Genomic DNA, 11,408 nt, shown 5'->3' on the forward strand with positions numbered 1-11,408 from the left:
GGCGGGTGCCCCTGCCGATTGCGAACCTCAGGTTCGTCAGTCTGCGAAAGTGCAGTTCGGTGACTACCAGGCCAACGGTATCATGGCCGTGGCGAAAAAACTGGGTCAGGCACCGCGCCAACTGGCTGAGCAAGTGATTCAGCACCTGGACCTCAACGGCATCGCCAGCAAGGTCGAAATTGCCGGTCCCGGCTTTATCAACATCTTTCTGGACCGTGCATGGCTGGCGGCGCAAACCGCCCAGGCCCTGCAGCTGCCGCGCCTGGGCGTAAGCACCGTTTCGCCGCAAACTATCGTGGTGGATTACTCCGCGCCGAACGTGGCGAAGCAGATGCACGTCGGTCACGTGCGCTCCACCATCATCGGTGATGCTGCCGTGCGTACGCTGGAGTTTCTCGGTCACAAGGTGATTCGCGCCAACCACGTCGGTGACTGGGGCACGCAGTTCGGCATGCTGATTGCCTATCTGGAAAAGCAGCAGAATGAAAATCACGAAGCGATCGCGCTGGCCGATTTAGAAGCCTTCTACCGCGAAGCTAAAATCACCTATGACGCCGACGAAGCCTTTGCGGAACGCGCGCGCAGCTACGTGGTGAAACTGCAAGGTGGCGATGAGTATTGCCGCAGCATGTGGAAGAAGCTGGTCGATATCACCATGAGTCAGAACCAGCTGGTGTACGACCGCCTGAACGTGACGTTGACGCGCAAAGACGTGATGGGCGAAAGCCTGTACAACGACATGCTGCCGGGCATCGTCGCTGATTTGCGTGAAAAAGGTCTGGCGGTTACCAGCGAAGGCGCCACCGTGGTTTTCCTTGATGAGTTTAAAAACAAGGAAGGCGAACCGATGGGCGTGATCATTCAGAAGAAAGATGGCGGCTATCTCTACACCACCACCGACATCGCCTGCGCCAAATACCGCTTCGAAACCCTGCATGCCGATCGCGTGCTGTACTACATCGATTCGCGTCAGCATCAGCATCTGCAGCAGGCGTGGACCATCGTGCGCAAAGCCGGTTATGTGCCAGAATCGGTTCCGCTGGAACACCATGCGTTTGGCATGATGCTGGGCAAAGATGGCCGTCCGTTCAAAACCCGCAGCGGCGGCACCATTCGCCTCGCGGACCTGCTGGATGAAGCCGTTGAGCGCGCGCATGCGTTGGTAAGCGAGAAGAATCCAGAGATGTCGGCGCAAGAGCTGAAAGATCTGTCAGAAGTGGTCGGTATCGGCGCGGTCAAATACGCTGACCTGTCAAAAAGCCGCACCACCGATTACATCTTCGACTGGGACAACATGCTGGCATTTGAAGGCAATACCGCGCCTTACATGCAGTATGCCTACACGCGTGTGTTATCGGTGTTCCGCAAAGCCGGCATTGATGCCGATAGCCTGAGCGGCGACATGGTACTGACTGAAGAGCGCGAAGCGCAGCTGGCCACTCGCTTGCTGCAGTTCGAAGAGGTGATTACTCAGGTCGCACGCGACGGCACGCCACACGTGATGTGTGCTTACCTGTATGAGCTGGCCGGTCAGTTCTCTGGCTTCTATGAGCACTGCCCAATTCTCTCCGCCGAAGATGAGACTATTCGTAACAGCCGCCTGCAGCTGGCCGCCTTAACCGCGAAGACGCTGAAGCAAGGTCTGGATACGCTGGGCATTAAAACCGTCGAGCGCATGTAATACCTTTTTAGCGGAGCGTGTCTAAGGACATTCTCCGCTAACCTTTTGTTTCCCACCCGCTCAAACTCACCGCCAACGCCTTACGCTTTATCCTCACTTTCCCAGCCGATAGTCCACTTACTCCAATACCCTTTTTGACCCGCTTTTATCCGCCCGTCATTGGCAATTTTCCCGTGAATTTGCCAATACCAAAATTTACGACACAGCTCACCAAATAAACAAAACTCATACCTTGATAACCATTTTATGGCAGACAAACTTACGCTGCCCCCCTAATTTGGTAATCGAAGTTGAAACAAAAATACCTTTAACAAGCTGTTTTAACAGCAAAAAATAATAATAACTCTCCCTGCCGTCGGGTTAACGTGATGCCGTTGATGTCCATTAGCGCAGAGAAAAGTCTTAACCCGGCGACGTAATTAATAAAAAAATCAGAGCGTACCCTATGAGCAATCACGACATTATCGATGTAAAAGGCTGGATCGACGCCCGCCCGATCACCGGATACCAGTGGCTGACCCTCGCCCTGTGTTTCATCATCATCATGTTTGATGGCTACGACGCGGCAGCAATGGGTTTCATTGCACCGGCCCTGATTGAAGATTGGGGCATTAGTCATGCGGAAATGGGACCTATTCTTGGTGCCGCCATGTTTGGCGTGGCGATTGGCGCGCTGATCGCTGGCCCGTGGTCGGACAAATTGGGGCGCAAGCGCGTGCTGCTGCTGTCGATTGCCGTGTTTGCCTGCTTCAGCCTGCTGAGCGCCTTCGCCCGCACGCCGCTGGAAATGGGTGTGTTACGTTTTCTCACCGGTCTGGGGCTGGGTGCGGTGATGCCAAACTGCGTCACGCTGGTGTCGGAATATATGCCGGAGCGCCGCCGCAGCCTAATGATCACCGTGATGTACAGCGGCTTTAATATTGGTTCCGGGCTGGGCGGATTCATTGCTGCTGGCATGCTGCCGCACTATGGCTGGCAAGCGGTATTGGGCTTTGGCGGCCTGCTGCCACTTCTGATGTTGCCCCTCCTGCTGTGGCTGTTACCCGAATCGGCCATGTATATGGTGGTACGTAAGGTCAGTCGCGACAAAATTGCCGCCGTGCTTAAGCGCCTTGGCGGTGAGTTTGCCGCAGGGACCGCCTTTGTGCTTAATGCACCGGTGATCCCGAAGAAAGCCCAGGTGCTGCAACTGTTCAGCCGTGGATATGCGGGCGGTACGCTGGTGCTGTGGCTGACCTACTTTATGGGACTGTTTGTCATCTACCTGCTCAACGGCTGGTTGCCGACCATTATGCGGTCCGGCGGTGTGACGCTGGAACGCGCAGCGATTGTTGCCGGCTTATTCCAGCTGGGTGGAACGGTTGGCGGCCTGCTGGTCGGTGGGCTGATGGACCGGTTTAAAGCTAAATACGTTATTGCCCTGTTCTATCTACTCGGCAGCTTCTGCCTGGTATCGCAGGGAATCTGGGGCTTTGGCCCTAATCTGCTGGCACTGCTGGTCTTCATGGCAGGTATTTGCATCAACGGGGCGCAAACCGGCTTACAGGCATTTTCTCCGGCTTTCTACCCCACCGAAATGCGCGCCACTGGCGTGTGCTGGATGCACGGTATTGGCCGTAGCGGTGCCATTATCAGCTCCTCTCTGGGCGGCGTGCTGCTCGGCGTATTTCCTGGGCAAACCGCTATTTTTATCGTTTTGTCGCTCCCGGCAGTTTTGGCGGCACTCTCCATCACCCGACATCACCCTGCGCAGGTGGCCCGTCAGGTCAAAGGCATCGACCTTAATGACCTGCCGTCCCTGTCGCGTACCCTGAATAATCGATGAAATAGAGGTCACAACTCATGGCTAAAATCATAGGCGGTCTGGCAGTTTCTCATACACCTACCATTGGCTTTGCGGTCGATCACAACAAGCAGCAGGAAGGTGCCTGGGCACCGATATTCGATGGCTTTGCGCCAATGCAGCGTTGGCTGGAGGAGAAGAAACCGGACGTGCTGCTGTATGTGTTTAACGATCACGTCACCTCGTTCTTTTTCGATCACTACTCAGCCTTTGTACTGGGCATTGATGACGACTATGCCGTCGCCGATGAGGGGGGTGGCGCGCGCGATCTGCCGCCGGTAAAAGGCCATGCAGCGCTGTCGCAACATATTGGTGCCAGCCTGATGGCCGATGAGTTCGATATGTCATTCTTCCAGGACAAAGCGCTGGATCACGGCCTGTTCTCTCCGCTGTCGGCGCTGGCGCCGTGGCAAGGCGGCTGGCCAATGCAGGTAGTTCCGCTGGCGGTGGGCGTTTTACAGTTCCCGATTCCAACGGCGCGACGTTGCTACAAATTGGGCCAGGCGCTGAAACGCGCGGTGGAGAGTTTCCCCGAAGACCTGAAGGTTGCCGTGGTGGCGACCGGTGGCGTCTCACATCAGGTACACGGCGAGCGCTGCGGCTTCAACAATCCAGAATGGGATGCCCAGTTTATCGATCTGCTGGTCAACGACCCTGAGCGTCTGACCGAAATCACTCTGGCGGAATACGCCACGCTCGGTGGTCTGGAAGGCGCCGAAGTGATCATGTGGCTGATCATGCGCGGTGCGCTGTCGGCTAACGTTGAGAAACTGCATCAGGACTACTATCTGCCGTCAATGACCGGCATCGCCACGCTGATCCTCGAAAACCAATCGCGCGAGGCACCGGTAGATGTGCATCAGCGCCAGCGCGATAAGATCAACCTGCAGCTCAGCGGGGTGGAAAAACTGCCAGGCACCTATCCCTTTACCCAAGCGCGCAGCCTGAAGGCGCTGCGAATCAACCGCTTCCTGCACCGCATGATTCAACCGGAATGGCGTAAGCGTTTCCGCGCGGAGCCGCAGGCGCTGTATCAGGAAGCCGGGCTGACCGCTGAAGAGCAGGCGCTCATCACCCAGCTCGACTGGCGTGGCATGATCCACTACGGCGTCAGCTTCTTCCTGCTGGAAAAACTGGGTGCAGTGGTCGGCGTGTCTAACCTGCATATCTACTCGGCGATGCGTGGCGAAACGCTGGAGCAGTTCCAGCAGACGCGCAATCAACAGGTGCTCTACTCTGTGGCGGGGAAAGCAGACTGATGTTTACGCAACCGGTCATTGACTGCCATCACCACGTTTTTGATCCCAAAAACTTTCCCTGGGCGCCCGAAAGCGCCTATAACCCGGACGGGCACGAGCTGGCGACGCCAGATTACTATCGCGCCGTGATGCAGGCCTACAACATCCGCCATTCGCTGATTGTCGGTCCGACCTCGGGTTACAACACCGACAACCGCTGCCTGCTGGATACCATCAAGCGCGGTGAAGGCCGTTTCAAGGGGATTGCGGTCACGCCGCGTGATGTCGATAGCGATACGCTCGCCAGCCTGAAAGCGCAGGGCATTGTCGGGATCGCGCTTAACGTGGCGATGCTGGGCACCGAACCGTTTATCCAGCTGGATGGCCTGATGGGCAGGCTGGCGGAGCTGGATCTGTTTGCCCAAATTCAGGTGCAGAACGACCAGCTGCTGGCACTGATGCCGCTGCTGTCACGCACCCGCGCGCGCCTGCTGATTGATCACTCAGGTCGACCGGACGTCAGCGCAGGCCTGAAGCAACCGGCGTTTCAGGCGCTGCTGTCGCTGGCCGATCAGCAGCGCACCAGCGTGAAACTGTCCGGGCTGGCGAAATTTTCCCGCCAGCCTTATCCCTTCAGCGATGGTCATCCCTATCTGCGGGCACTGCTGCAGGCGTTCGGTGCCGAAAACTGCATGTGGGGATCCGACTGGCCCTTCCTGCGCGCCAGCGAACGCATGGATATGGGCACGCAACTGCTGCTCATCGAACAGCTGATCCCCGACGAAAAGAGCCGCCTCCAGGTGCTGTGGCACACGCCAAAGCGGCTGTTTGGTTTTACTGAACTACAGGAGTCACGATGAGAACCCTCTACGTTTTGAACGGCCCGAACCTCAATTTGCTGGGTACCCGTGAGCCGGAAACTTACGGTGCCGATACGCTCGAGAGCGTGGAAGCGCTGTGCCGGGCGACGGCCGAAGAGTTGGGCGTTGCCATTGAGTTTCGCCAGACTAACCACGAAGGTGAAATGATCGAGTGGATCCAGCAGGCACGCCTGCAGGCGCAGGCGCTGGTGATCAACCCGGCGGCATGGACGCACACTTCGGTGGCGATCCGTGATGCGGTCACCGGGGTAGCGCTGCCGCTATGGGAAGTGCACATCACGAACGTGCATAAACGTGAGCCCTTCCGTCACCACTCCTATCTTTCGGACGTCGCGCAGGGTGTTATCTGCGGCTACGGCATTCGCGGCTATCGCTATGCGTTGATGGAAGCAGCACACGCGGGCTAATTATTCGCCCTGCCCGCACACTTCACGCAGGCAGCGGATCAACGCATCCGCTGCCGGAGAGTGCAGGCAGCCCGCGCGCACCGTCAGCCCGATGGCGCGTTCGGTATCCGGTAAAGGCACCGGCAACGCCACCAGCGCGCCGGATGCCAGCTCAACTTCCAGCTGATGAGCGGAGACCGCCGCCAGCATATCCGACTGCATTAGCAAGCCTCGCACCAGTGCCAGATCGCCGGTTTCCAACAGCGGATCGGGCGCCGGAATGCCCATCGCCTGGAAACTGTTATTCAGCAGATAGCGCGCTGGCGTTGCCGAACGCGGCAGAACCCAACGCGCAGCGCGCAGATCGTCGGTAGCAATCTCGCGTCCCACCAGCGGATGATCGTGGCGCGCCAGCAACACCATACGCTCGGAGAACAGCGTTTCGCGCGTGACGTCCAGCGCGTCTTCATCACGGCGCAGCGCACCAAAGATAAAATCAATATCGCCAGAGCGCATTTCTGCGGCCAGTACGCCAAAGGCACTTTCACTGGTCACCACGCGCACGCCCGGATAACGCGCCGTCAGCATCACGATCGCCTGCGGCAGAATGCGCGTACGTCCCAGCGGCAGCGCACCGACGCGCACGGTCCCCTCCAGAATCCCGCTACGCGCGGCAATATCGGCCGGAATATGGCGCAGTTCATTCAGAGCCCGCCGTACGTAAGGCTCGATTTCACGCCCGGCCAGCGAGGGCATCATGCCATGTGGCGTACGCTCCAGCAGCGCGAGGCCGGCGCCATTCTCCAGCACGCGCAGCGCAGCGCTCACCGCCGGTTGACTGAGTCCGAGACGCGCCGCCACCGTCTGCATATGCCGCGTTTGACACAAGGTGATAAAAATTTGCAGGCGACGCACGTTAAACAGCCACAGCGGTTCCGCATCGTTACGTTGTGCGCCGCGCCCCTGTAGTTTTGCCAGGCGCTGCGGTACCTGATGCAACTCCTCAATCGCGCGTAAGGCGCGCGGCAGCACACATTTGCCAAAGTCAGTTAGCATCATGCCGCCAGCGTGGCGCTCAAACAGCGTGACGCCTAACGTGAGTTCCAGGTCGCGAATGGCACGCGTAATCGCCGACTGGGTGCGAAATAATTCATCTGCCGCACGAGAAACACTGCCCTGCGCTACCACCTGACAAAAGGCTCTGATTTGCATCAGGTTTGTCAGTTCCTGACTCGCATTTTCCGCCATCTTTCCCTGCCCACTTTCTCCACCGATCGATGTCGCAATATAAATAAAACGCATACCCGCTGCAATCAAATGAATTATCCGCACCGCGCCGGCAGTGACAGCATGGAAAAAACAGCGGAGGAGTATGCCATGACTGATAACACCCCAAAAAAAACCGCGCTGGTGGTCAGCGCTCACTCAGCGGATTTCGTCTGGCGCGCGGGTGGCGCCATCGCGCTTCATCATGCGCAGGGCTATGAGGTTCACGTTGTCTGTCTCTCATTTGGCGAGCGCGGTGAATCGGCCAAGCTGTGGCGTAAAGGTGAGATGAGTGAGGCGAAAGTGAAAGCGGCCCGGCGCAGCGAGGCGCAGGCGGCGGCCGACATTCTGGGTGCCAGCATCGAATTTTTTGACCTCGGCGATTATCCGCTGCGTGCCGACAAAGAAACCCTGTTCCGTCTGGCCGACGTTTACCGCCGGGTGCAGCCGCACTTTGTCCTGACGCACTCGTTGCAGGATCCCTACAACTACGATCATCCGATGGCCACGCATCTGGCGCAGGAAGCACGCATTATTGCCCAGGCTGAAGGCTATCGTCCGGGCGAAAAAATCATTGGTGCACCGCCGGTCTACTGCTTCGAACCGCACCAGCCAGAGCAGTGCAGCTGGAAACCGGATGTACTGCTGGATATCACCTCAGTGTGGGATAAAAAATATCAGGCGATTCAGTGCATGGCCGGGCAGGAACATCTGTGGGAATACTACACGCGCGTGGCGCAGCAGCGTGGCGTGCAGGCCAAGCGTAACGTCGGGATCACCAGTCAGCGCGATATCGTTTATGGCGAAGGTTATCAAAGCATCTTCCCGCGCGTAACGGAGGATCTGGCATGAGCCTCATCGGTAAAAAAGGCGTGGCGGTACGCCATATTCAACGTGCTGCTGCGGTGGATATCGATGTCCTGGCCCGTTCAGGTGTCGCCACCGTGCATGAAGCGCAGGGGCGCGCAGGCTTGCTCGATCCCGCCATTCGCCCCATTCAGCAGGATTGTGGCATTGCTGGCAGTGCGATCACCGTGCTGGTGGCGCCAGGCGATAACTGGATGTTCCACGTGGCAGTGGAATTGTGTCAGCCGGGCGATGTGCTGGTGGTAGCGCCCACCTCACCGTGCAGCGACGGCTTTTTCGGCGATCTGCTGGCAACCTCGCTTCAGTCGCGCGGTGTACGCGGACTGGTGGCGGATGTTGGGGTGCGTGATAGCCGCACCTTGCGCGCAATGGGTTTCGCGGTCTGGTCGCGTGCGGTATATGCGCAAGGCACCGTGAAAGAGACGCTCGGTTCGGTCAATGTCCCGCTAGTGTGCGCCGGACAGCTGGTCTGGCCCGGTGACGTGATCGTGGCCGATGACGACGGCGTGGTAGTGGTGCCGCGCAGTGACGCCGCCAGCGTGGCAGAAAAAGCGCGTCAGCGTGAAGCGCTAGAGGAGAGTAAACGCGCCCGCCTGGCAGACGGTGAACTGGGGCTGGATATTTACCAGATGCGCCCGCGCCTGGCGGAAAAAGGCCTGCGCTATCTCGACACGCTTGAGCAACTGGAGGAGTAAACCATGCGCCAGCGTCGCATTCCCTGCTTGTTGATGCGCGGCGGCACCTCAAAAGCCGCCTGCTTTCTGGCCCAGGATCTGCCAGCCGATCCCACGGCGCGTGACCGGGTGCTGCTAGCGGTGATGGGATCGCCCGATATCCGTCAGATAGATGGCCTGGGGGGCGCCGATCCGCTGACCAGCAAAGTGGCGATCGTCAGCGCGTCCAGCCGCGACGATGCCGATGTCGATTATCTGTTTGCCCAGGTCAATGTCGATCGCCCCAGCGTCGATTACGGACAAAACTGCGGCAATATTCTCGCTGCCGTCGGCCCCTTCGCCGTCGAGCGCGGGCTGGTCGCGGCGGGCCGTGAATGCACCATGGTGCGCATTTTTATGCACAACACCGGGCAAATTGCCGAAGCAACGTTCGCCACGCCCGGCGGGGAAGTCGACTATGACGGCGAACTGCGCATTGACGGCGTACCGGGCACGGCGGGCGAGATCGCCCTCACCTTCAACGATATTGCGGGATCGAGCTGTGGCGCCCTGCTGCCGACCGGTCAACCGCGCGATCGCTTTGACGGTATCGACGTCACCTGCATCGACAACGGTATGCCGGTGATCCTGGTGCGAGCTGCGGATGTTAATCGCAGCGGCTATGAAAGCCGCGACGAATTAGACAACGACAGCGAGCTGAAACAGCGGCTGGAGTCGATTCGCCTGCAGGCTGGGCCACGCATGAATCTGGGTGATGTCAGCCAGCGCACGGTGCCGAAAGTGACCCTGCTGGCTGAGGCACGTCACGGCGGTGCGATCAGCTCACGCACCTTTATTCCCCACCGCTGCCACGCCTCGATTGGCGTGCTCGGCGCGGTGAGCGTCGCCAGCGCCTGTTTGATTCCGGGCAGCGTCGCCGACGGTCTGGCGCGTACCAGCGATGCGCCTCAGCAGCGTCTGAGCGTGGAACATCCGAGCGGTGAGTTCAGCGTGCTGCTGCAGCGCAGCGGCGATAACCCGCTGGCGGGCTGCGGTCTGCTGCGCACCGCGCGCGCCATTTTTGCCGGTGAGGTGTTGATTCCGGCGGCGATTTGGCCATTCAGCATGGAGTAATGGATGAACATCACGTTTATCGGTTTTGGTGAAGCGGGCGGCATTCTGGCCCATGACTTACAGGCGCAGGGCAATGCGGTGACGGTATGGGATCGCAAAGCCCTTGAGGCGGAGAACCTGCCCGCGTTGCGGCAAAAAGCGCAGCACAGCGGCGTGCGGTTAGCCAACTCGCTGGCTGAAGCGCTGCAGAATGCCGTACTGGTGTTCTCCACGGTCACCGCATCGCAGGCACTGAACGTGGCGCAGCAGGCCGCAGCGCTATTACACCATGGCCAGCATTTTCTCGATCTCAATTCCGTGGCACCGCATACCAAACGCGCTGCGGCGGAGGTGATTAGCGCCAGCGGTGCCAGCTATGTCGACGTGGCGGTGATGGCGCCGGTGCCGCCAAAGCGCCTGGCTACGCCGCTGCTGATTGGCGGCGTTCAGGCTGCTCAAGTGCAGCCGCTGCTGCAACAGCTCGGTTGCAACAGCCGCCTGCTGGGTTGCGAAGTGGGTGAAGCCTCGGCGATTAAGATGTGCCGCAGCGTCATGATTAAAGGACTGGAAGCGCTGACCACCGAATGTCTGAGTGCGGCGAGGCAGTACGGCGTTGAAGAAGCGGTGCTCGACTCGCTGCACGCCAGTTTTCCTTCGCTTGGCTGGAACGATCAGCTGCCGCACTACCTGATCAGCCGCGTGGCGGAACACGGCCAGCGCCGCGCTGAAGAGATGCAGGAAGTGGTGAAAACGCTGCAAGACGTCAACGTACCGGCCGCGATGAGCGCAGCAATTGTTGCGACACAGCAAGGGCTGATTGATGCGTTAAACGCACGTTCCCTGCGCTATCAACAACTGACACCGTTCATCTGGCAAGAGACACTGGATAAGATCTATCCACCTCAATGAGTTATACGGATAGAGGTATGCGTTTTGTTTATCGGCAATTGTTTACATTTTTGCAACAGCGTAGCGTAAGCGAGACGAGAAGCACGTTTAAAACAATAAATATCGGAAGCAAAAAATGAAGAGTAGAGCATCTGTCGCCCTTTCCCTGCTGCTGGCAGCGGGTATCGGCCAGGCCAGCGCCGCCGCGCTGGACGCCAGCCACACCAACCAGGTCATGACCAGTGTGAAAAATAGCATCAGCGCGCAACACAGTACCGGCTGCGTGGCGGTGGTCGATGCCAGCGGCACGCTGCTGGCCTTCCAGCGCCTTGACGGCGCGTCGCCGGGTTGTGTGGATGCCGCAATAGGTAAAGCCCGCACCTCGGCGCTGTATCACGCCCCCTCACTGAAATTTATGCAGCGTTTGCAGAGCGGTGAAACCACCGTTCTCGCCATCCCGCATGCCGTCGCACTCGGCGGGGGCTTCCCGCTCCAGCTGCAGAATGAAGTGGTCGGCGCCGTCGGCGTTAGCACCCCCAAACAGGAACTGGACAATCAGGCTTCAGAGGCTGCCGCTCAGGCGCTGAAGTAA

General features: G+C 58.9%; 11 protein-coding genes. 10 read left to right on the top strand and 1 reads right to left on the bottom strand.

Going from position 1 to position 11,408, the window contains the following annotated elements; all coding sequences use genetic code 11:
• The 5 genes from argS to aroQ all read left to right on the top strand — a co-directional run.
• The coding region (gene argS / locus PMI17_RS21585; RefSeq protein WP_007892811.1) for an arginine--tRNA ligase at positions 1-1,681 on the top strand (1,681 nt) is incomplete at its 5' end.
• A gap of 445 nt (positions 1,682-2,126) precedes the next feature.
• Positions 2,127-3,506, top strand: coding sequence for an aromatic acid/H+ symport family MFS transporter (locus PMI17_RS21590; protein ID WP_007892813.1), 1,380 nt, complete (start codon positions 2,127-2,129; stop codon positions 3,504-3,506).
• 17 nt (positions 3,507-3,523) lie between these two features.
• Positions 3,524-4,783, top strand: a complete 1,260-nt coding sequence (locus tag PMI17_RS21595) for a gallate dioxygenase (protein WP_007892815.1) — start codon at positions 3,524-3,526, stop codon at positions 4,781-4,783.
• The gene (locus PMI17_RS21600) at positions 4,783-5,622 is read left to right on the top strand and encodes an amidohydrolase (RefSeq protein WP_007892816.1); all 840 of its coding nucleotides are present in this window, start codon (positions 4,783-4,785) and stop codon (positions 5,620-5,622) included. Before PMI17_RS21595 ends, PMI17_RS21600 begins: the two co-directional genes overlap by 1 nt.
• Complete coding sequence (gene aroQ / locus PMI17_RS21605; protein ID WP_007892818.1) at positions 5,619-6,050, top strand: type II 3-dehydroquinate dehydratase; 432 nt, start codon at positions 5,619-5,621, stop codon at positions 6,048-6,050. Before PMI17_RS21600 ends, aroQ begins: the two co-directional genes overlap by 4 nt.
• Here the strand turns inward: aroQ and PMI17_RS21610 are convergent, their stop codons facing one another.
• A complete protein-coding gene (locus tag PMI17_RS21610; protein WP_007892822.1) occupies positions 6,051-7,277 on the bottom strand; it encodes a LysR family transcriptional regulator in 1,227 nt (408 codons plus the stop codon).
• A 129-nt stretch (positions 7,278-7,406) separates the two neighbouring features.
• Between PMI17_RS21610 and galB the strand changes: the two genes are divergently transcribed.
• The 5 genes from galB (at position 7,407) to PMI17_RS21635 (ending at position 11,408) form a co-directional block, all read left to right on the top strand.
• A complete protein-coding gene (gene galB / locus PMI17_RS21615) occupies positions 7,407-8,147 on the top strand; it encodes a 4-oxalmesaconate hydratase (protein WP_007892824.1) in 741 nt (246 codons plus the stop codon).
• Positions 8,144-8,857, top strand: a complete 714-nt coding sequence (locus tag PMI17_RS21620; RefSeq protein ID WP_007892827.1) for a 4-carboxy-4-hydroxy-2-oxoadipate aldolase/oxaloacetate decarboxylase — start codon at positions 8,144-8,146, stop codon at positions 8,855-8,857. Before galB ends, PMI17_RS21620 begins: the two co-directional genes overlap by 4 nt.
• Before the next feature lie 3 nt (positions 8,858-8,860).
• Positions 8,861-9,949 (top strand): 4-oxalomesaconate tautomerase, encoded by a 1,089-nt coding sequence (locus PMI17_RS21625; protein WP_007892828.1) that lies wholly within the window; start codon positions 8,861-8,863, stop codon positions 9,947-9,949.
• Positions 9,950-9,952: 3 nt separating this feature from the next.
• Positions 9,953-10,837 carry an NAD(P)-dependent oxidoreductase gene (locus tag PMI17_RS21630; protein ID WP_007892829.1) on the top strand — a complete coding sequence of 295 codons (885 nt, stop codon included), beginning with the start codon at positions 9,953-9,955 and terminating at the stop codon, positions 10,835-10,837.
• Between the two features lie 115 nt (positions 10,838-10,952).
• On the top strand, positions 10,953-11,408 hold the full coding sequence (locus PMI17_RS21635; RefSeq protein WP_007892834.1) for a heme-binding protein: 456 nt from the start codon (positions 10,953-10,955) through the stop codon (positions 11,406-11,408).

Origin of the sequence: Pantoea sp. GM01, from assembly GCF_000282675.1 — a bacterium.
GTDB lineage: Bacteria > Pseudomonadota > Gammaproteobacteria > Enterobacterales > Enterobacteriaceae > Pantoea > Pantoea nemavictus.

Bases quoted from the DNA above. Each gene is read 5' to 3' on its own strand.
- PMI17_RS21590 (WP_007892813.1), top strand. From the start codon at position 2,127: ATGAGCAATCACGACATTATCGATGTAAAAGGCTGGATCGACGCCCGC.
- PMI17_RS21610 (WP_007892822.1), bottom strand. From the start codon at position 7,277: ATGGCGGAAAATGCGAGTCAGGAACTGACAAACCTGATGCAAATCAGA.
- PMI17_RS21635 (WP_007892834.1), top strand. From the start codon at position 10,953: ATGAAGAGTAGAGCATCTGTCGCCCTTTCCCTGCTGCTGGCAGCGGGT.
- PMI17_RS21630 (WP_007892829.1), top strand. From the start codon at position 9,953: ATGAACATCACGTTTATCGGTTTTGGTGAAGCGGGCGGCATTCTGGCC.
- PMI17_RS21620 (WP_007892827.1), top strand. From the start codon at position 8,144: ATGAGCCTCATCGGTAAAAAAGGCGTGGCGGTACGCCATATTCAACGT.
- aroQ (WP_007892818.1), top strand. From the start codon at position 5,619: ATGAGAACCCTCTACGTTTTGAACGGCCCGAACCTCAATTTGCTGGGT.
- PMI17_RS21595 (WP_007892815.1), top strand. From the start codon at position 3,524: ATGGCTAAAATCATAGGCGGTCTGGCAGTTTCTCATACACCTACCATT.
- PMI17_RS21600 (WP_007892816.1), top strand. From the start codon at position 4,783: ATGTTTACGCAACCGGTCATTGACTGCCATCACCACGTTTTTGATCCC.
- galB (WP_007892824.1), top strand. From the start codon at position 7,407: ATGACTGATAACACCCCAAAAAAAACCGCGCTGGTGGTCAGCGCTCAC.
- PMI17_RS21625 (WP_007892828.1), top strand. From the start codon at position 8,861: ATGCGCCAGCGTCGCATTCCCTGCTTGTTGATGCGCGGCGGCACCTCA.